This is a genomic window from Streptomyces sp. NPDC005496 (assembly GCF_042872045.1).
Classification (GTDB): domain Bacteria; phylum Actinomycetota; class Actinomycetes; order Streptomycetales; family Streptomycetaceae; genus Streptomyces.
In genome coordinates, this window is sequence record NZ_JBIAJQ010000021.1 from 41,767 (window position 1) to 60,777 (window position 19,011).

Below are 19,011 nucleotides of genomic sequence, written 5' to 3' on the forward strand. Positions count from 1 at the left end.
GCTCTCTACCGGCAGGCCGCCGAACGCGGCGACACCAACGCCCTGCTCCGCATGGCCGTGATGCGGGAGGAGGCCGGGGACCCGAAAGGCGCCGAAGTCCTAAATCGGCAAGCGGCCGATCACGGCTACGGGGGCAAAAGGGCGCGCTGGGCACCTGAGGGTAGACGCGTGTTTCGAGGGCTGTGGCCGTATGGCCTGGATCCGGACGGCACGCCGACGCCCCGGTGGCTATGACCCCGATTCGGCCCTATGCGGACAGCGGGGCTGTCGAGCGCTACAGCGCTTGAGGACAATGTGAAGAGATGGTGCGGCCTATGCCGTCCCGCTGCTGCGCCGTCGGGGCGCGCGGGGGCTGATGGCGAGGGCGGCTGGGTAGAGAACCTGACGGCCGTAGCGCGCTCGGGCGCGGTCGGTGACTGCTTCGATGGCAAGGGGCTTCTCGTCGCCGGCGTCGAGGGTGAGCTGCCGGGTGGCGTGGTCGTCGGGGCGCAGGCCGTCGGCGCGCAGTGCGATGCTGCGGACGCGGGCGCGCTGGAGTGCGAGGGCGTCGCACACCGTGTAGGCGGTCCGGGCCAGGAGCACGGTGTGCTGGGTGGCCTCGGGCAGGGTGCGGCTGCGGCGGGTGGAGCTCGCATCCGCGTAACGGACGGTCAAGGTGATGCCGGTGGCGATCTGGCCGGTGGTGCGCAGGCGGGCGCCGAGGTCGTCGGCGAGAGCGAGCAGGGCCCGCCGGTGCTGGGCCGGATCGAGTTCGTCGCGGTCGAAGCGGTGCTCGCTGCTCGTGCTGGCTGGTGTGGGTGTGGGGTCGACGATGCTGGTGTCGTGGCCGTGGGCGCGTTCGTGGAGGGTGCGGCCCGGGCGGGCGCCGAGGAGGCGTTGCAGGGTGAGTTGGGGGACGTCGGCGACGTCGCCGACGGTGTGCAGCCCGTAGTCCGACAACGTGGCCGCCGCCCTGGCTCCTACGCCGGGCAGTTCCCGGACCGGCCGCGGCCGCAGAAATGCGGTGACTGCTTCGGGGGAGTCCTCGATGACCAGGCGCCGCCCGGGAGCGGTGAGGGCGCACGCCATCGTGGCCAGCATCCGGCTGGGCGCCGCCCCTGCGGCGCTGCGGATGCCGAAGTAGGCGAGGATCCGCAGCTGAATGAGTTCGGTCAAGGCGCGCGCGTCGCGCTGGAAGTAGGGGAGGGCGCCGGTCAGGTCGAGGACGGCATTGTCCGGTTCGATCATCTGCACCCGCGGGGTGATGTTCTCCAGTAGGCGACGCAGCTGCTCGGGCAGTTCGGCGTCGGAGTCGGGCGGCATATCGAAGCGCAGGTGAAGGATGCTGCGGCCGCTGCTTTGGGCGTTCATCATCCGGCACTCCCTTGGCTACGGTGGCCTAGTCGGCGCAGGTCCGCCGAGCGGGTGCCAGCAGGCTCAAGATCGGCATAGGGGTGCAGCCTGGCTCCCGCCGTTCCGTCGGCGAGGGTGCGTTGCGGAACCGGGGCGGCAGGCTGGGCGGGTGTCGGTGCGGGGGAGGGGCGGCCGAGGAGGTCGAGGGCGGCCTGCGGGCCGTGGTCGCGGCGGGTGGCGGCCACCTCGTCCAGGTCCCACACCATCTGCCCCACCACTGTGCGCCGCGGCCCCCGGGCCTCCACCGTTCCCCGCACGAGCAGGAGCCCGCTGTGGAACACGGTGTGGGCGCACGCCTCGTGGGAGTCCTCGAAGAACGCGATGTCCACGAGACCTGAGCCGTCCTCCAAGGTCACGAAGATCACCCGCTTCCCCGACGGGATCGGAGGCGTCTGCGTGGAGGCCCGCACCCCGGCGACCAGCACCTTCTGACCGGGAACCATGCCCTGCAGGTGGGCGGCGTCGATCGCGCCGAGCTCGCGCAGCAGGCGGTGGTGGTGGTCCATCAGGTGATGCGTGACGTCGATCGACAACGTGTCCAGCTCCGCGCTGAGCTTGTCCCGGCCGCTCATCTCCGGCAGGCCGCTGGACTGCGCGGTCATCAGCTCCCCTCCCAGCGGCAACTGCCCCTCGCCGGCCTGCCGGTTGCGGGACTGGCGGTGCAGCTCGGTCGCCTGCAGCAGCAGATCCCTGCGCGTCAGATCACCCGCGAGCAAGCCGAGCGCACCGATCCGGATCAGGCGCTGCGCCAGCGGCAGGGACGGGCGGGCCCGCTGCCACAGATCCTGCAGACCCGCATACGGCTGGGCGACGACCAGCCGCTTGGTCTCCGCTTCGCTGATGCCCTTCACCGTGGAGAACGCGAGCCGCACCCCCCACCCGTGGTCGGTTTTCTCCACGCGGTGCTGGGCGCCGGAGGTATTGACGTCGACGGGCAGGACGGGCACGCCGTGGCGGCGGGCGTCGGCGACGATGACGCGCATCGGCCACATCCCGGGATCGTGCTCGAGGAGCCCGGCATACAGGAAGGCGGGGTAGTGGGCTTTGAGGTAGGCGGACTGCAGGGCCGGGACGGCGAAGGCGACGGCGTGTGCCCGGCAGAAGCCGTAGGCCCCGAACTGGGAGATGATCGCCCACACTTCGTCGAGGACGTCCTTGGCGTAGCCGCGTTCGCCGGCCGTGCGGTGGAACCATGCTTCGACCTTGGGCAGCCGGTCGGGGTCGGCCAGGGCGCGGCGGGCGACGTCACCGGCGGCGCGGTCGCAGCCCGTCATTTTCGAGAGGATCGCGATGATCTGCTCGTGCCAGATGACCACGCCGTAGGTGTCGTTGAGCACGGGCTCCAGGTCGGGGTGCGGGTACCGGGGTGTCGCGCCGTGCCGGGCAGCGATAAAGAGAGCCGGCATGCCGCCCTTGACCGGACCCGGCCGGAACAGGCTGATGTCCGCGACAACGTCCTGCATATGGCGGGGCTGGAGTCTGCCGACCAGGTCCTGCTGCCCTGGGGACTCGAGCTGGAAGAGGCCGACGGTGTCGGAGGCCTGGATGAGCTTGAACGCCAGCGGGTCGTCGAGGTTCACGTGGTCGGGGTTGTCCAGGTCGAGGACCCGGCCGGTGGCCCGGTGGATCTCGGCGACCGCGTGGGCCATCGAGCTCTGCATCCGCACGCCCAGCACATCGAGCTTCAACAGGCCGAGATCTTCGACGTCCTCCTTGTCGGCCTGCAACATCGCGTAGCCGGCCGGGGTGGGCTGCACGGGAACGCGGTCCAGCAGCGACGCGTTGGAGATGATCACTCCGCAGGGGTGCATGGCGTAGGCGCGTTGAAGGGCGTCCAGGCCCTCCGCGAGCTCCCACAACGGCCCGAACCGGTGCACACGGCCAGCCAGTTCGCGCAGCTCCGGCAGTTCGGCGAGGGCGCCGCGGATATCCCGGGCCCGGATGTGCGGAAAGCTCTTGGCGATGTCCCCGATCACCTGCGGCGGGATACCCAGGGCGAGGCCGGCGTCGCGCAGGGCGTGCCGGGCCCGGTAGGTCTCCGGCATCCCCGTGACCGCGCTCCGCTCCTTCCCGAACCGTTCGATGATCGCGTCATACACCTCAAGGCGCCGCTCGGACTCCACATCGAGGTCGATGTCGGGCAGCGACGTGCGCCGCTCACTGAGGAACCGCTCGAAGAGCAGCCGGTGCTGAAGCGGATTGGCCGTGGCGACGAACAGTGCGTGGTTGACCATGGAGCCGGCGCCGGAGCCGCGGGCGGCCACCCGGATGCCCAGCGCTCGGGTGTCCGCGACCACCTGCGCCACGGCGAGGAAGTAGCCCTCGAAGCCGAGCCGTCCGATGACGTCCAGCTCGTAGTCGAGTTGCCGGACCGCCGGCGTTTGGCGGTCCAGGCCGCGGGCGACCATCCCCGCCTCGCAGCGCTGGCGCAGCAGCCGCATCGCCGAACCCGACTCCGGTCCGGCGCCCACCACGGACGGCTCCGGAAAGTGCGGTCGCCCCATACCGAGGTCGGCGGGGGTGAGCGTGCAGGACTGGCCGGTGGCCTCGGTCTCGGCCAGCAGACCTGCCGCCCGGGCCTGGTCGTTGCCGACGGCGCGGGCGATCCGCTCGGCGGCCGCCGCCATGCCCTCAGGTCCCTTCAGCCAGCGCTCGCCGCTGTCCAGGTGCCGGCGGTCAATGGGCCGCAGGAGACGGGCCGCGTCCAGGACGTCGGCGACGCGGTGCTGGCCAGCGTCGGCGTAGCGGACGGCGTTGGACAGCACCGTTCGGACACCGAGCTGATCGCCGAGGCCCACGGTGCGTGCTGCCAGCCGCAGTGAGCCGGCACCGGTGCCCTCCAGGCCCAGATACACGGCCTCCAGCCGCAGCCGCTCACCCATCACCTCGCGCCACGGCGCGAGCAGCCGCTCGGCGATGTCGGGTCGGCCGGCGGACAGCGCCCGCACCGGCTCGGCGGACGGACCGAGCATCACGACCAGGTCCGCATCCGCGTACGCGCGCAGCGTCGGCCACGACACCACGGGCAGGCCGTCCCCGGCTTCCCCGTGCGCGGTGGATACCAGGCGGCACAGCCGTGCCCACCCCGGCAGATTCTGCGCCAGCAGCGTCACCCGCAACGCGGGCTCCAGCACGTGTGCACCGCCGCGCGCCGGCGTCCGTGACCGACCAGCAGCAGGGGCGGGTGCGGTGAGTGGGGCGACGGCAACGTCGACTCCGAAGACCGGGCGGATCCCGGCGGCCGCTGTCGCCTTGGCGAAGCGGACCGTGCCCGCGACGGTGTCCCGGTCGGTCAGCGCCAGCGTCGCCATCCCCCGCTCAACGGCACGCTGAACAAGGGCGTCGGGCAGGGATGCGCCGTAGCGGGCCGAGTAGCCGGAGGCGACATGCAGATGAGTAAATCCACGACCCCATCACCTCCCGAATCCCGTCGACTCCTCCCCTGACCTGTGACCTCTCCAGATATCCACCATAACCTGCAATCGCACAAATGTGCGAATGAGTGATTCGTGCGGCGCTTCCCGCGACCGCCCCGCCGGACAGCCACTACCAACGCTGGCCCTCGGAAGCTGTCGGCGACTCGAAATAAGCTGCGAGCCATGACCACCCCCGCCTCAAAGGACAGCTCCGCGCCCGCCGACGCCCCGTTCGACCCCCTCGACTTCCCCCAGGACCTGCTGGACGCCCAGCTCCGGGCCGCCACGCTCTACGGCCGGCTCCACGCCCTTCAGGCGAAGCTCGCCTGGTCGCGCGAACCGCACGAGGGATGGGCCGGGGACCCGGACCGCAAGAGGAAAGGTCGTCCCGCAACCGACGGCTGGTCCGCGGACGAGGCCGCCGCGTACGACAGGCTGTGGTTCGAGCTGAGGGAGGCGGCGGCCGCCGTCCAGCGCCACGCCTGGTGGGATCGGTGCGAGAGCGAGGGCATCAAGGGCGCGGCCCTGGTCGCAGCCCGCATAGCTCTCAAGCACGCCGACGGCGCGGTTCCGCTGCAGCAGACCGACGTCGAAACGGCTGCCTGACAAGGAGCCAGCGGGCCTACGGCCTGTCATAGGCGCGTCCTAGGGTGGGGGTATGCCCCGACGTCTGTGGGTGCCGCCCGACCCCTACGATCTGGCCCGCACACTGCGGGTGCTGCGCCGCGGGGCGTGGGATCCGACCTGCCGCCGGGAAGCGGACGGCACCTGGTGGCGCACCTGCCGCACACCCGACGGCCCCGCCACCCTCAAGATCAGCGAGCACGCCAGCCCCGCCGACGGAACTGTGATCGCCGGGGAGGCCTGGGGCCCGGGAGCCGCCTGGACACTGGAGGCTTTGCCCGCCCTGCTCGGCGCCGACGACGACCCCACCGCGTTCGTCCCGCGGCACCGGACCGTCGCCCGAGCCCACCGCAAGCACGCCGGCCTGCGCCTCCCGCGCACGGGCCTGGTCATGGAATCGCTCGTGCCCACCGTGCTGGAGCAGCGGATCACCACCGGCAGCGCCCACTACGCCTGGCGCCGCCTCCTCCCCCACTACGGGGAACAGCCGCCCGGGCCCGCACCGCGGGGCATGCGCATCGTGCCCCCGCCGCAGGTGTGGCGGATGATCCCTTCCTGGGAATGGCACCGCGCCGGTGTCGACCGCGCCCGGGCCACCGCTATCCTCCGCGCCTGCCACCGCGCCCCGCGCCTGGAGGAAGCCGTCGCCATGGCCCTGCCCGAGGCGATGGCCCGCCTCCAGCTCATCCCCGGGATCGGCCCCTGGACCGCGGCAGAGACCCTGCAGCGCACCCTCGGCGCACCGGATGCCCTGCCCCTCGGCGACCTCCACCTGCCCGTCCAGATCAGCTACGCCCTCACCGGCCGCCGCGACGGCACCGACGAGCTCATGCTGCAGCTCCTCGCCCCCTACGCCGGCCAGCGCCACCGCGCTGCCCGCCTGATCCTGCTCGGCGGCCCGCTGCCCGACCGGCGGGCACACCGCGCCCCGCACAGCCGCATCGCCCACCTGTGATCCCCTGCACCGCGGCACTCCCCGGCGGTGCCCTGGCCCAGCAGGAACCCCAGCCGTCGAGGTGCTGGTGCCGGCATCCCGGGTGAAGGCTGCGGCGCCCACGCATGCGGGTACGACCGGTCCCGGTGCCACGTACACGCCGCCGCCCAACATCGCCAAGGCGACCATCGCGCCCACCACCAACTCCGTCATATGCCGGCGATGCGCACGCTGCTCCTGTCGCTCCTCGTGATGGCGTTGCGCTGCCTCACGTTCCAGCTCAAGCCGTAGGACATTCAAACGGTGCTCTCGCTTGAGTTCCGGTTCCATGGCGCGAAGTGCCACCCGAAGCTGCTCTGGCGCAAGTTCTTTCCACTGGCCGGCGATCTGGGCACCGGCCCACAGGAGAGCGTCATCGCGTCGTCGCTCGGAAGGCGTTTGCTCTCCATGGGTCACCGCGCTGATCCTCCGTCACCGCTCGCTACTGGCGTTGCGGTGCCACCGATATCTGCTGGTGGCGGACCGAGCCGCACGAAAAGCCGCGCCAGGGTCAGGTTCATGGCGTCGGCCGTCTGATCGGCTGCGAGTAGCTCCTCTTCTGGCGACAAGGGGTCATCGTCTTCTGGCGGCAAGGTGTCATCGACGTCTGGCGGCAGGCCAGGGACCACCCACCAGCCCCCATCGTCGGACTCACCGCCTAATGCGGCCCAGGCGGCCCACGAGTCTTCCGCGCTCCACCGGGCGGCCTCTTGCGCAGCGCGGTACAACTCTGCGCGCCGGTCTGCGCCCCCCACATCGGGGATATCCAAATAACGCAGGTGGCGGTCGAATCTGCGCCCCATCAACCGGTACCTGTCTACTTCGCGCGGGAGGGCCTCGGTGGTGGCACGCGCATCACCCCTGTAATCGCGGCCCCCCAATACCCAGGTGAAGAGAATCAGGACACCGCGCAGCGCAAAGAGGACGCGGTCCACAAGCCAATCGATGAATTCGCGGATGCGCAAGTAAGCGTTCAACACGGTTCCCCCCGGGACCGAGGCGCGAGGCAGGCGACCACCATATCCGCGAGGGCAGTAAGCCGAGAGCGCTTCGTGCAACGAGAGCCCGTGAGGAATGCACTGACGCTCCGGGAGCCGATCCCTCGGCGAGCCCGAGGGAGGTCGCCCGCAGCCGGGCGGTAGCGAGCAGACGCCGGGGCCAGATGATCTGGCCCCGCCTCCAGCGCCCTCATTCACACGTGAGGGAACGGCCATCCCGTGTACACACCGAACTCAAAGTTAGTGAGATTTACGCCTTCAACGTGTGAACTTTCCTATAGCTTAGTGTGGATTCTGGTAGCCTGTAGGAGAGTTGAGTCTTGGGAGGGTAAGTGAGTCAGCCACCACGGGAGCAAAATCCGACGTCTGCCAGTGATGCCCGCAGAGATCTCTACGCTTTGGTCAAGGCGGCTGAGGACGACGGGATCACCACGCTGATCCACAAGTCGGGCACCAGGGTGGAGCGGGTCCTGCTGGCTCCGCTGGACCGGTTCCCGGCAGCCAGGAAGGCCGGCGCCTTCCCCACGTGGACGCTCAGTGCGGCGCAGAAGGACTTCGGCACGCTGATCACCCGGGCGGCGAGCGGTGAGCCTCAGGTCCTGCGCCGGAACAGCACGCCTCTCGCGGTCCTGCTCCCCGCCGACCCCAACGAGCTTGCCCTCTCACCCGACACGGCCGCGCCTGCTGGTGTGGCGAGCGCAGGAGGTGCGGTGTCCCGTCAGCCCACTCCCACTCGTGAGCGCGGCCGCCGCCTCGCCACCCTGGGCGACGCCATCGGTGCCGTCCTTGCCACCGGCTCCACCCCCGGCCTGTCCTTCGGCCTCGCGCGCCTGGATGAGGCGACCGGCGGCCTGCACCCGGGCCGCCTGGTCCTGGTCGCGGCCGAACCCCAGGTGGGCGGCAGCCTGATCGGCCTCGCCGCCGCCCGCACCGCGCTCACCGACAACGCCCGCGTCCTTTACGCCGCTTCGGGCCCCAGCAGCGCGGACATCACGCGCCGCATCATCGCCGCCGAGGCCGGCGGCGACTACGCCCGCCTCAAGACCGGTGTCCTCACCGAGGACGAGCAGCAGGTGGTCGAGCGGCTGCGCCACGCACCGCTGCTCATCGACGACGGCAGCGACCTGACCGCCGAGGCCATCGCCGACACCGCACCCCTCGCCGACCACCTGGCCCTCGTGGTCGTCGACCGGCTACAGCGGGCCCACAACCCGCGCCTGCCCCTGTCCGGCGAGCACCTGCCCAAGGCCAGCCAGATCCTGCGGGAGTTGGCCCGCGCCCAGAACGTGCCGGTCCTCGCGGTCCTGGACACCGCCGACCCGGCCATCGTCAACCTGCTGGACGCCGACGTCATCCTCACCCTCAACAACACGCACGGCCAGCAGACGACGACCGTGACCGTCGCCGAACGCGACCTGGGCATCATCGCCACCACCAGCCTGCTTCCCGACCTCGCTCACGCCCGCTTCCTCGACACCACCGCCAACACCGTGACCGCCCCGCCCACGGTCACCGGCGCGAACGCCCCTGCTGAAGAACTCCCGGTCGCCGTGGGCACCGCGGCCGACCGTGAACTGGCCGACGCGGCGCTGCCGTTCACCTCGGGCGCCGTCAAGGGCCTGCCCGCGGAAGCGACTCGTCTCCTCGCGGCCCTGCGCTCTGCTTTGGACGGGGCGCACGTGAAGGACCTCGACGACCTCCACGCCCCGCTCACGGAGCTGGCCGCGGCCGGACTGCAGATGCCCGACAGCGCCGAAGGCCGTCGTCTCGCCGCCGCCCTGCACGCCTACAACACCCCCGCCCCCGCCTCCGCCGGTGCTCCTGGGCCAGCTCCTGCGGCTGCTTCCACTCCCACGGGCGCGGTCAACGCACCGGTCGCCGAGGACGGCGACGAGGCTGAGCGGGACAACGATGACGGCCTGGTCCCGGGTGATGAGGAGGACGAGCCGGAGGGCGCGGTCTTCCCGGCCCTGCGGATCCTGAAGGAGTCGGTGGCGCGTTCGAAGATGCACCCGATCCCGGTCATCCGCATGGAGGAGCGGGGGAGTGGGCCGTGGCCACTGATCAGTGAGGACATGGACGGTGAGCCCGGCTGGGTCCACCCCGATGTCACCAGCACACGCGTTGCTCACGTGCGCAACGGCAAGCGGGTGCGGCGAGACCAGCTCGAGGTTCCCGCCACGTTCGGGGACGGGCTGATGTGCCTGATCGACCGCAACGGCTCCTTCCCCTCCGCCTGCTCCGCCGTCCCGCTCGCCCCGAACAAGCTCCTGCACACCGGCCCCCTCGATGCCTTCGACAGGAGCCAGGCCGGCATCTATCAGATCAGCATCCCTGAATGGACCTACCCGGGCATGCCGCACCCGCTCGGACGCCTCGCCGAACGGCCCGACGATCAGGGACGGGTGTGGGTGACCACCCCGCACATCAAGATGCTTGAACGCCTCCACCGCGACGGCCACCTCACCGACCCGGTGACGATCCACGACTCGTGGACAGGCAAGGCCAACGAGTCCCTGTTCAAGCCGTTCTACCAAGCGACCAAGGAAGCCCGTACCGAGCTGATCCAGGCCGGCGGCGAACCGTACAAGAACTACAAGACCCGCCTGTCGATCGCGCTGCGCCTGCTGTGGCCCAAGCGCCCCGAGTCGCGGTCGCCGTTCTGGCGCCCCGACTGGCGCATGAGCATGGTCGCCGAGGCCTCCGTCCGCCACTGGACGATAGCGTTCAAGGCCGTTCAGGCAGGCCACGCGCTGATCGCCCTGCGCAACGTGGATGCCGCACTCTTCTGGGTCCCCGACAAGACGGCACCCGACACCTACCGCATCGGGACCGGGTTCGGCGAAGTGAAGGCCAAATTCATCCAGCCCGGCACGTTCATCCCGGAAGGTGACGACTGATGGCCGGCCCCACCGGCCGCGGGCAATCGCTCGGCGCCGCCCTGAACGATCTGCTGCGCACCCAGGTCACCCCACGACACCGCCTGTCCACCTACAACGCCAAGCACTGGCACGCCCAGCTCAGCCAGCTCACCGGCACCCGCCGCGGCTACGAAGCCCTCGAAAGCGCCGGCCTCAACGTCCGGCCCGACACCCTCATCAAGTGGCTGTCGGACTCCGAGTACAACGTGCGCCGCAGCTACCGCGACCTCATCCACACCGCCTACGAGAACGTCGCCTCCGCCCCTGCCGAACCCCTCACCGACACCATCAAGCGCGGCCAGTACGAGATCAGCGGCCTGGTCAAGACCGGCAACGACGAACGTGAACGCGGCAACCGCCGCGCCGCCCCCCTGCGCATCGACGCAAGCCGCGGCGACTGGACCGAGATTGAGACCCTGTGGCTGGCCGGCGACCTGCGCGACGACGACTTCGAGGACCTCTTCATCGACGAGATCATCGTCGCCGACATCGGCGCCGGCACCGACGGCTGGGAGTTCAGCGGCGGCTCCTACTCAGTCGAACTGCGCTAGGCAGCACACAAGAGTCGGGGATCGAAACCCGTCCCTGCACGCCGACTTGTGCCATGGTGGACACGTCTGGTCCGTCACTCCCCCCGTGGTGACGGACCAGACGCCGTTGACGCGCCTGGCCGGCTGGTGAGACCACTGCCCTGGTGGCCACGGCCGTAGCCGATCGAGGCCGACACATCAGCCTCCACCCGGCCTGTCCGGCTGCCCGGCGAGTTCTACGGACGGTCTGCGCACGCCCTACCCGGGTCATCCGACGGTTTGACGGGTGCGGGTGGCCCAGGGGGGCCGTGGGGCGCTGTGGTGGGGGCGGTGGGCGATGCCCCAGGCCGCGAGGTCGCGTCCGGACCACAGGAAGCTGGAGTTCGGCCGGTGCTGGGCGGCGCTGGCGGCGTCCAGGCGCCGCCAGCCCGTGCCGGCGTTCAGGTGTGCCTCCCAGCCGCTCGACAGGGAGCCGTCGCGGCGCCGGTAGCGGTTGACCATGCCGTGCACGGTGCCTTGATGCTCGACCAGCCACCGGGCGGCCTCGACGTCATCGGCGCGCTGGGCCAGGAGCCAGCCGGGCCCGAGCCTTGCTGAGAGGTCTCGTGTAAGGACGCGGGGGAGGGCCAGGGCCTCGGCGTGGCGGCGCTCGGCGGTGGCCTGACGGGCTGCGAGAGCGGCGGTACAGGCCGGGCATTGCAGACGATCGCCCAACAGCGGGTCGCTCGCGCCCCGTCGAGCATCGCCTTCCTTGATCTGCCAGCCGTCGGCGGCCAGCTGCTGGCGCAGGTCAGCGGGCAGCAGCGTGCCGGCCACGGTGTGCTCCCGGCCCTGGTCGTCGGTGACGGCTGCCGCGCACGTACCGCACTGCGGTATGTACACCGTCCGGAATGAAACCACTTCGCCCCCTGCTGGTACTGATCGGCCGTCAGGCCCCTTTCGTACCGACAGTTGTACCTTCTCCGACCCGCATACGTGAGCGGTCGCCCTACGGCAGGGATCAAGGCAGGCCGACCTGTGACTGCCCGAGCGAGGCCCCGCCTCCACGGCGGCGCCCCAACGGTGGCAGGTCCAGATATCAGCGGAACGGTGCCCGAGAGCTGATGCTCCTTGTCATCCGACGGCTTGACGGGTGCGGGTGGCCCAGGGGGCCGCGGGGTGCTGTGGTGGGGGCGGTGGGCGATGCCCCAGGCCGCGAGGTCGCGTCCGGGCCACAGGAAGCTGGAGTTCAGCCGGTGCTGGGCGGCACCCTCTGAGACCCGTGGCCGCCGCCGACGGTGTTGTGGACCTGCACGACCACGCGGACACCGCTCGCGGTGGCAGCGTCCAGAGCCACCCGCAACTACGCACTCTTGTGGGCCCGGACGGTGGTCACTGTGATCATGGACGGCTTACGACCTGGGGAGAATTTAGAGTCTCTCTGATTCACTGAGGCACATGGGGATCGGGGCACTCATCACACAGACGCGACGGCTGGCGGCACACGAGGGGCGGTGGATGGCGAGTCTCGGGTTGTGGGTGGCTCGGCGCTCGAACGGGGTCGGGGACGCGGACATCGCTGTCGGGTACGCGCGTGCTCAGGCGCCGACGGCGTACGGGCTGGTGTTCGTGTTCGTGATCGAGACCGTCGGAGTGTCCTTCATGCTCGCCCCGTATCCAGTCGCCCACCTGGTCATGCTGCTCCTCGACCTCTACACGGTGTTTCTGGTACTAGGGCTGCACGCCGCCGCCGTCACACGCCCACACGTCGTAGGGCCGGGCGAGCTGCGGATACGGCGAGGTGCACGGCTCGATCTGCGGATACCCCTGGAACGTATCGCGTCCGTTCGTTACGACCTCCGCTTCCCGGACGCGAACAAGTCCGAGGACGGTGTGCTGGACGTGGCCATCGCATCGCAGACCTCGATCACTATCGAGCTGACTCAACCAGTCACCACCGTGAGCCTTTTGGGGCGGTGCGCGGAGGTTCATACGGTCCGCTGCCACGCCGACGAACCGCAGCTCGCCGTCGCAGCGATCAAGAGGCTGCTGCCGATAGACAGCTGACCGGGTCAGCTCTGTCACCGCAGGTCGGTCATACGGAACTGCGGGCCGTGACATGAGACGGGCCGCTCGAGTTGGGTGAGTTGTGAGGCTGACCTGGTTCACCTGCCCGCCCGGGCCCTTCAGCCGGGGCGGGCAGCGCTGTGTCCGGGCTCCCGCCACAGCGCTTCCGTACCCAGATGCCCGTCCGCCGGCTCCTACCGGGCTCCGCCCCTCGGGAGGTCTCGCGCACCCGCACTTGGCGTCAGCCAGTTCGCGGCGTGCTGTCGTGGCTGTCTGCGTCATGGCCGAAGGCCGCCGCTGGCAGGTCGAGAAGCCCGGCAACGGCTCTGGCCCAAGTCTTCGACCTCGGCGTGGCCTTCTTAGCGATCTCCAACTCGAACGTCCATAGTGACAAGTCGGCGTCCGCGCGGGCGTTCCTCAGTTGTCACCAACCGGGGGCGTCCTGGTTCCGCGTCCGCTTCCTCCGCCTGTTCCAGCTCTGCAGAGCCGCGTCGGCGGCCAGCCGTGAGCGCCACTCCTGCAGACGTTTCATCTCGTGGTCACCGAGGTTTTCGTCGACGCCGTAGATGGTCCCCCTCTCGGCTTCGATCTCCTCGTCCAGGAGGTCCAAGGCCTCCTGAAGGTCGCCGTTCAACTCCAGTGCCGTGACCAGGGTCGCCCGGATGGACCGCGTCTCGTCTTTCCGCTTCCATCCGAACGCCTGGGACTGGGCGTACAGGTCTCGCAGGAGGCGTACCCCCTCAGCCGCTTCGCCGTTCTCGGCGCGCAACTGGGCCAGGTTCGCCCGCCGACGGTGGGTGATGGCGTCGTCGGGGCCCAGAACCCTGGCGGAGTCCTCCACGACGGCCCGCGCCTCGGCAACGGCGCCGTCCAGATCACCGACCCTCCGACGCTTCCAGGCCAGTGACGACCGACACCCCAGTGTGTCGGGATCGTCGGCTCCGAACGCCGCGGTCCGTTCGGCCACGTCCGCCTCGGCCAGCCGCAGGACCTCTTCGTGCCGGCCTTCGAGGCTGAGCCAGGAGGACGCCCTCCAGCGAACGGCGAGGGTGTCGGGGTGCCAGCGTCCCAGCTCCCGCGTGAGGAACGCGATGTCCTCGTGCACGCCCGGCCACGGCAGGGCTTCCGGCCGCTTCCAGTGCCGGAAACGGCGCCTGACCCGCCAGGTGCGGAGAGTGCGCCGCGGCATGTGCTGAGTCTCGGACGGGCCACGGTGACCCCGACCCTTCCGTACCTTCGTCATCAGAACCCGCCTCCGCGGTCCACCCACGTCTCCTCGTCCTTGGCACGCTCGTACGCGCTGCGCCAGGTCCAACTGCGGTCCAGCCCGAGACAGGATGCCCCGGTGCCGCGGCAGCCTCTTCGCCCCTGTCGGTGACCTCCACCATCCCGTCGTCGCGGATCCTGATCAGGCCTGCGACTAGCAGTTCGGCGGCCGCGGCTTTGTCCGCGCGGTACCGATCACGGGCCGTGGCCACCGCGTGGTACGGGTCGATGTTCACCGCGTCCAGCGCCGCTGCCGCCGCTCGGTCGACCCGGTCCCGGGTCCACCACAGCACGCCGAGTACCGGAAACACCGCGCAGGCCGACGCCAGCGCGGTCAGGAACATGCCCATCTGACTCAAGACCGCACTCCCCCTCCGGAAGCCTGTCGATGTCCTTCCCTTCCTTGAAGGCGCCTATCCGCAGCAGCAGTTGGCGATACGAGAGACCCCCCCCCAGGGAATCGAGGACCTCCTTGACGGCAGCCGCGCTTCACAAAACACGTACTGCCAGCCGTTTCAGCCGAGTTCGCCTCGTGGCCCCACTGCCGGCGCATAGTCCCCTAGCCCCCGAGACAATGTCCTCGGCGGTTGCGGTACGGCCGGCGCGTGCGCGGTCGGCAAGCTGGTGGAGGTGGCCGATCCATGCCTGCATGAACGCCTCCGGCCCTGTTCCTCAGCCCCGGGCAGTCGCAGCAGCCCCTGTCCGTTGCGGCCTGTTCCGCCAGCACCGACTCTAGCCATGTGGCGAGCGCGGCGAATTTGGCGGCGTCTGGGCCGCGATCAGGGCGAACCCGGACTCCTCCAGGACGGCCCGCAGCCGGGCGAGGCCGGGATTGTCGGGCATCCCGAGCCCGTGCAACTTCGCCGAGCTCGTCGGCCGCCACGGCAGGGCGGGCATGCTGTTCGCGACGACGACGGCGTTCGTCGCCCAGCTCAGGCCAGCACCTCCGCCAGCCACGTACGTCGGCCACCTGCGCGCCGATTGCCGCACAGACGGCGGAGCCGGCCACCATGCCGACTGCCAGCGAGCCACTGAAGCCGGCCGATCCAGTCCGTGGATGCGGGTGACAGAGCGGGCTGGATCGTATCCGCGGACCCCAGCGTCTGCCGGGCCCTGCCAACATGCCGGGCGCCACCGACATGTTGGCAGGGCCGCGAGAGGCTGTGTCCAAGCGGGCACGGCGGGGGAGCGCCCCTGGGGAGGGCGCTCCGCGTACTGACCTGCTGCCGGTGTTTCAGGCCACGCGGGTGGCGCGGTTGTTGTTCACACGGGATGATCACCGGGTTCTGCCAGCGTGCTGGCTTCCATGTTTGTTCCGGGGGATGTCGTGGACCGCTTAAACCGTCATCGTGGCAAGGCTCTGGCTGCCGTCGCGCTGCTCACGGGTATGAACATGGCCTGTTCTGGCCCGGCCGCGACCTCGAAGGCTCCTCAGTCTCAGAAGGCGACGAACTCCAGCGCCGCACCCACGGCGGGCACGACGCCCAGCTCCGACCGGGAGCGGCTGGATACAAAGGCCCGCGACCTGCTCGGCAGGACGGATCAGTTGGGTTCTGACGACGCGGACTTCGTCTCGTCCGGCTCTCTCGCCATACCCGGCATGAACCTGGACGAGACCATGGAGTCCGGCGTCGCGCTACGGGTGGAGGTGGCATGCGTGGGGGAGGGTACGGTCACCTTCACGGCCGTCTCCGGCACCGTCAAGAAAGCGACGCGTGTCGACTGCACGCGGCCGATGACAGGCAGGGTCGACATCACCACGGCCGGGCCGAGTCTTGCGATCCAGGCTGACTCCCCGGAGACGAAACGGGTGGGTACCGCCTACGTCGTACGTCGTGCCACTTGACCCAGCCCCCGTCGGACTGCCCGTCACCGAAAAAGCCATGAGCAGCACAGGCCACTCATCTGGATGAACAACGGCGTCTGACGGTATGGCGAACCGTTCCGTCAGGACAGGCCGGTGCCATGAGACTTTCGCACCGCACGGGCACGCTGCTTGCCGCCGCCGTCCCGACCGTCCTGGCCGCATCACTGACCGGCCTCGCACCCGCCCACGCCACCACCACTGCGGGCGCCCCCGCAGTGGCCCGGCACCAGATCACCTGCCCCCGCGGGTTCGTCTGCATCTACCCTGAAATCGACTTCAACGGCCAGCCCTATGTCAAACGAGCCATCGACGGCTCGGTGCGGCACCTGCCGGACTACATCCGCGGCAAGGGCAGCTCCGTCATCAACAACAGCAGCCGCACCGCGCGCGTCTACCAGAAAGACAACTACTTCGGCCGGCACGTCTGCGTCGGACGCGAAGGCGGCGCCCTCGGCGACCTGCGCTCCTATCAGCTCAACGACACCACCCACAGCCTGCACATCAACGACACCCCCTGCGGTGCCTGACACAGCCGCGTGCAGGCCGGGGCTGCCGCACGACCGGCGAACACGGCGCTGCCTCGTCGGCGTCCTGTGACGAGTGCTGTGGTGCCAGCGGTGCCTGGCGTTACGGGGGCCGGGTGCCGGTGGCCCGGCCGGTGGGCACCGGGGACGGTGCTGGCTGTGGGCGCGCTGGCCTTCACAGGCTGACCGGCCGGCTGCACGGCTGCCGGCCAGCTCACAGTGCCCCGGCCCGGCGTAGTTCACCGAGGCGGTCGTCGACCTCGATGACCTCTTCGCGGGTGAGGGGCCGGCACGTCCACTGCCGGACAGCGCCGTGGGCGAGAAACTCTTCGGGCAGGGCGACCCCGTAGTGCTCCACGTAGTCGGCGGCATCTAGCCGCCAGAAGAAACGGCCGTCGCTCATGAGGGCCGTGCCGCCGGAGCAGGTGGACTTCTTGCCCAGGATGTCTTCTGAGAATCCCACCAGGGCGATGACGGGCGTACCGGAGCGGAGGTGTTCGGCGATCTTTCCGCGCTCCCGCTGGGGAATCGCGCCAACGTGCCGCCGGAGTTCTTCCGCGTTGCCAGCGAAGGCGGACTGGCTCGCGATCCTGCCAAATACTCCCAGGGGGCGATGTTCGTCATGCGAGGCCTTTCAGACAGTAGTCGCGACCCGCGTGGCGGGGAGACGGGGAATCCGCCTCCCCGCCACGCGGTCGGCCCGCCGGCCTGGAGGCACAAAAGTAACGAGCGGCGTGGATCAGCCGTGGTAGCCGATGTAGCCGTTGTTGTCGGGGTCGGAGCCGCTCTTGGTGTAGGAGTGCACGTCGGCGCGGCTGCCGGAGGGCTTGTACAGGTAGATGGTGTCCTTGTCGTTGTTCCACATGAAGTTGCAGTTGTCGCGGTAGACCACGTTGTTGGTGTCGGAGTCGGTGCCGTTGCCGCCGCGCAGCTTCACGTAGTCGCCGGGCTGCAGGTAGTGGTTGGCGGTGAAGGTGAAGCGGTTGCCGGTGGCGTCCTTGACGACGTATCCCTTGAGGTTGATGGTCGCCGAGGAGGAGTAGTTCTTGATCGTCAGGTATTCCTCGTCGGTGTTACCGGAGGAGCAGCTGTTGGAGTCCCGGCCGGGCGCGTCGTACTGGACCCCGCGGATTTTCAGCGCGGAGGTGTACTCGGCGGCCTGGGCAGGCATGCCGGACAGGACGGCCAGAGCGCCGGCCGCGAGGGCCACGGTCAGGACAGAACCCTTGCGCAAGAGATGCTCCTTCACAGGTGAACGAATGGTGTTGCGTGTGAAGGACTCGCGAAGGCAGGCGATGGTTGCACACCGAACCACTGGTCACCCATACGGGTGACGGCAAAGCGGTTCCGAGGTCCGGACGTTGAGCAGCGTGCCGCATCCTTCCGCACGGCACCCGAAGCAGTCCGGGCATGCCGACGAGGCCAGCGCGGGGGATGGTGTGCGCCGGATGGTCCACCGCGTGTCGGGCATAGGTCGCATGCTCTGTACGCAGAGAACCTCTCAGTCGTCGAACTCGAAGCCTGCCGTCTCGGCACGGGCTACGATCTTGCGAACTGCGCTGGAGTCCTCGATCACGGGCTCAAGAGCAGCCTTGAGCTGCGTGAGGTCACCCAGGCTCCCGAGCGCACAGAACATGCCGCCTTCGCTGTCGAACTTGAGGCGCTCAGCAAGATCCGGCCAGGCGAACTGCACAAGGCCCTCCCAGAAGTACCCATTCGGCTCGTGGCCGGCAGCAACTACTGCAGCATCGGCGGCCAGGCCGCCGGCAGTGAGCGTCAGAGAGTGTCCGCCGTCGAAGTCATGCAGGGTGAGAGCCACAGCGCGATCTTCCCATGCCCAGTGCCCGGCCGGCCCGGCCTTGGCCACGCCCCACCCGGCAATCCTTCCTGTTCACAGCACTAGACAGGCGGCGATCTCGACCGATGGGACCGGTGAGGGTGAAGGCTGGGCGCGAGGAGGCGGCCCATCTGCGGGAGGGGTGTCAGCGGCCCCTGCGAGCATACGGATCATGAAACGATCCGACGATCTCCTGGCAGGGCTGGACGACATCGACTGGGCGGCCTTGGGGCACGCCTACGGCAGCGCCAACGATGTCCCCGGCCAGCTCCGAACGGTGTGCGGGCCGGACGCGGAAGCCCGCGAAAACGCCTTCTGCAGCCTGTTCAGCAACATCTTCCACCAGGGCACCCGGTTCTCGGCCTCTCCGTACGCCGTACCGTTCCTCGCCCGGATCGCTGTTGCCGGCCCGGTCGGCGCCCGGGCCGACGCGCTGCTGCTGCTGACCCGTCTGGCCATTGACTGGCACGACGAGTATGACCTCCCCCTGGGCATCGACACCGCCGCCTGGCGCGCTGCGGAGTTGGATCACTCCGGGACCGATGATCCGGAGGTGTGCGGTGGCGCGGCCGAAGCCGTGGGAAGTCGACGACGATCTGTGGGCAGTGATCGAGCCG

The 19,011-nt window shown here is 69.7% G+C and carries 17 protein-coding genes and 1 pseudogene; 9 read left to right on the forward strand and 9 right to left on the reverse strand.

Annotation, left to right across the window (positions count from 1 at the left end; genetic code table 11):
- On the forward strand, positions 1 to 234 hold a 234-nt coding region (locus tag ACFYQQ_RS39295; RefSeq protein WP_388907301.1), incomplete at its 5' end, for a hypothetical protein.
- Between the two features lie 78 nt (positions 235 to 312).
- On the opposite strand, the gene ACFYQQ_RS39300 is transcribed toward ACFYQQ_RS39295, so the two are convergent.
- Together ACFYQQ_RS39300 and ACFYQQ_RS39305 are read right to left on the reverse strand one after the other, a co-directional pair.
- Positions 313 to 1,353 (reverse strand): hypothetical protein, encoded by a 1,041-nt coding sequence (locus ACFYQQ_RS39300; RefSeq protein WP_356244212.1) that lies wholly within the window; start codon positions 1,351 to 1,353, stop codon positions 313 to 315.
- Positions 1,350 to 4,742 carry a DNA polymerase III subunit alpha gene (locus ACFYQQ_RS39305; RefSeq protein ID WP_356244236.1) on the reverse strand — a complete coding sequence of 1,131 codons (3,393 nt, stop codon included), beginning with the start codon at positions 4,740 to 4,742 and terminating at the stop codon, positions 1,350 to 1,352. The genes ACFYQQ_RS39300 and ACFYQQ_RS39305 overlap by 4 nt, the downstream gene beginning before the upstream one ends.
- Before the next feature lie 249 nt (positions 4,743 to 4,991).
- On the opposite strand from ACFYQQ_RS39305, the gene ACFYQQ_RS39310 reads away from it, so the two are divergent.
- Entirely contained in the window at positions 4,992 to 5,414 is a 423-nt protein-coding gene (locus ACFYQQ_RS39310) for a hypothetical protein (protein ID WP_356244215.1), read from the forward strand.
- A 52-nt stretch (positions 5,415 to 5,466) separates the two neighbouring features.
- The gene (locus tag ACFYQQ_RS39315; RefSeq protein ID WP_356244218.1) at positions 5,467 to 6,387 is read left to right on the forward strand and encodes a DNA-3-methyladenine glycosylase 2 family protein; all 921 of its coding nucleotides are present in this window, start codon (positions 5,467 to 5,469) and stop codon (positions 6,385 to 6,387) included.
- Positions 6,388 to 6,818: 431 nt separating this feature from the next.
- Here ACFYQQ_RS39315 and ACFYQQ_RS39320 read toward each other — a convergent pair whose 3' ends face one another.
- Complete coding sequence (locus ACFYQQ_RS39320; RefSeq protein WP_356244221.1) at positions 6,819 to 7,385, reverse strand: hypothetical protein; 567 nt, start codon at positions 7,383 to 7,385, stop codon at positions 6,819 to 6,821.
- A gap of 416 nt (positions 7,386 to 7,801) precedes the next feature.
- Between ACFYQQ_RS39320 and ACFYQQ_RS39325 the strand changes: the two genes are divergently transcribed.
- Both ACFYQQ_RS39325 and ACFYQQ_RS39330 read left to right on the forward strand, forming a co-directional pair.
- Positions 7,802 to 10,303, forward strand: a complete 2,502-nt coding sequence (locus ACFYQQ_RS39325) for a type II toxin-antitoxin system prevent-host-death family antitoxin (protein WP_388907306.1) — start codon at positions 7,802 to 7,804, stop codon at positions 10,301 to 10,303.
- The gene (locus ACFYQQ_RS39330; protein WP_355793868.1) at positions 10,303 to 10,875 is read left to right on the forward strand and encodes a hypothetical protein; all 573 of its coding nucleotides are present in this window, start codon (positions 10,303 to 10,305) and stop codon (positions 10,873 to 10,875) included. The genes ACFYQQ_RS39325 and ACFYQQ_RS39330 overlap by 1 nt, the downstream gene beginning before the upstream one ends.
- A gap of 246 nt (positions 10,876 to 11,121) precedes the next feature.
- On the opposite strand, the gene ACFYQQ_RS39335 is transcribed toward ACFYQQ_RS39330, so the two are convergent.
- A complete protein-coding gene (locus tag ACFYQQ_RS39335) occupies positions 11,122 to 11,736 on the reverse strand; it encodes a hypothetical protein (RefSeq protein WP_356244227.1) in 615 nt (204 codons plus the stop codon).
- Positions 11,737 to 12,351: 615 nt separating this feature from the next.
- Between ACFYQQ_RS39335 and ACFYQQ_RS39340 the strand changes: the two genes are divergently transcribed.
- The gene (locus ACFYQQ_RS39340; RefSeq protein ID WP_355790767.1) at positions 12,352 to 12,900 is read left to right on the forward strand and encodes a hypothetical protein; all 549 of its coding nucleotides are present in this window, start codon (positions 12,352 to 12,354) and stop codon (positions 12,898 to 12,900) included.
- Between the two features lie 424 nt (positions 12,901 to 13,324).
- On the opposite strand, the gene ACFYQQ_RS39345 is transcribed toward ACFYQQ_RS39340, so the two are convergent.
- Positions 13,325 to 14,005 carry a hypothetical protein gene (locus ACFYQQ_RS39345; RefSeq protein WP_388907310.1) on the reverse strand — a complete coding sequence of 227 codons (681 nt, stop codon included), beginning with the start codon at positions 14,003 to 14,005 and terminating at the stop codon, positions 13,325 to 13,327.
- 893 nt (positions 14,006 to 14,898) lie between these two features.
- On the reverse strand, positions 14,899 to 15,123 hold the full coding sequence (locus ACFYQQ_RS39350; RefSeq protein WP_356244233.1) for a hypothetical protein: 225 nt from the start codon (positions 15,121 to 15,123) through the stop codon (positions 14,899 to 14,901).
- Positions 15,124 to 15,460: 337 nt separating this feature from the next.
- Here ACFYQQ_RS39350 and ACFYQQ_RS39355 point away from each other — a divergent pair, with 337 nt between their 5' ends.
- Together ACFYQQ_RS39355 and ACFYQQ_RS39360 are read left to right on the forward strand one after the other, a co-directional pair.
- Positions 15,461 to 16,012: a hypothetical protein gene (locus tag ACFYQQ_RS39355; protein WP_355794758.1), complete on the forward strand. Its 552-nt coding sequence runs from the start codon at positions 15,461 to 15,463 to the stop codon at positions 16,010 to 16,012.
- Positions 16,013 to 16,131: 119 nt separating this feature from the next.
- Positions 16,132 to 16,560 carry a peptidase inhibitor family I36 protein gene (locus tag ACFYQQ_RS39360; RefSeq protein WP_355794756.1) on the forward strand — a complete coding sequence of 143 codons (429 nt, stop codon included), beginning with the start codon at positions 16,132 to 16,134 and terminating at the stop codon, positions 16,558 to 16,560.
- 211 nt (positions 16,561 to 16,771) lie between these two features.
- Here the strand turns inward: ACFYQQ_RS39360 and ACFYQQ_RS39365 are convergent, their stop codons facing one another.
- From ACFYQQ_RS39365 to ACFYQQ_RS39375, 3 genes are all read right to left on the reverse strand, one after another.
- A complete protein-coding gene (locus ACFYQQ_RS39365) occupies positions 16,772 to 17,020 on the reverse strand; it encodes a hypothetical protein (RefSeq protein ID WP_355794754.1) in 249 nt (82 codons plus the stop codon).
- A 276-nt stretch (positions 17,021 to 17,296) separates the two neighbouring features.
- Positions 17,297 to 17,791 (reverse strand): lamin tail domain-containing protein, encoded by a 495-nt coding sequence (locus ACFYQQ_RS39370; protein ID WP_355782770.1) that lies wholly within the window; start codon positions 17,789 to 17,791, stop codon positions 17,297 to 17,299.
- Between the two features lie 267 nt (positions 17,792 to 18,058).
- Positions 18,059 to 18,376 carry an Imm51 family immunity protein gene (locus ACFYQQ_RS39375; protein ID WP_355782773.1) on the reverse strand — a complete coding sequence of 106 codons (318 nt, stop codon included), beginning with the start codon at positions 18,374 to 18,376 and terminating at the stop codon, positions 18,059 to 18,061.
- A gap of 190 nt (positions 18,377 to 18,566) precedes the next feature.
- Between ACFYQQ_RS39375 and ACFYQQ_RS39380 the strand changes: the two are divergent.
- Positions 18,567 to 19,011 (forward strand): annotated as a pseudogene (locus tag ACFYQQ_RS39380) (hypothetical protein); the annotation flags it as partial.

What these genes read in the sequence shown, in the direction of transcription:
- ACFYQQ_RS39330 (WP_355793868.1), top strand. Translation starts at nt 10,303, where the DNA reads ATGGCCGGCCCCACCGGCCGCGGGCAATCGCTCGGCGCCGCCCTGAAC.
- ACFYQQ_RS39300 (WP_356244212.1), bottom strand. Translation starts at nt 1,353, where the DNA reads ATGATGAACGCCCAAAGCAGCGGCCGCAGCATCCTTCACCTGCGCTTC.
- ACFYQQ_RS39340 (WP_355790767.1), top strand. Translation starts at nt 12,352, where the DNA reads ATGGCGAGTCTCGGGTTGTGGGTGGCTCGGCGCTCGAACGGGGTCGGG.
- ACFYQQ_RS39315 (WP_356244218.1), top strand. Translation starts at nt 5,467, where the DNA reads ATGCCCCGACGTCTGTGGGTGCCGCCCGACCCCTACGATCTGGCCCGC.
- ACFYQQ_RS39310 (WP_356244215.1), top strand. Translation starts at nt 4,992, where the DNA reads ATGACCACCCCCGCCTCAAAGGACAGCTCCGCGCCCGCCGACGCCCCG.
- ACFYQQ_RS39360 (WP_355794756.1), top strand. Translation starts at nt 16,132, where the DNA reads ATGAGACTTTCGCACCGCACGGGCACGCTGCTTGCCGCCGCCGTCCCG.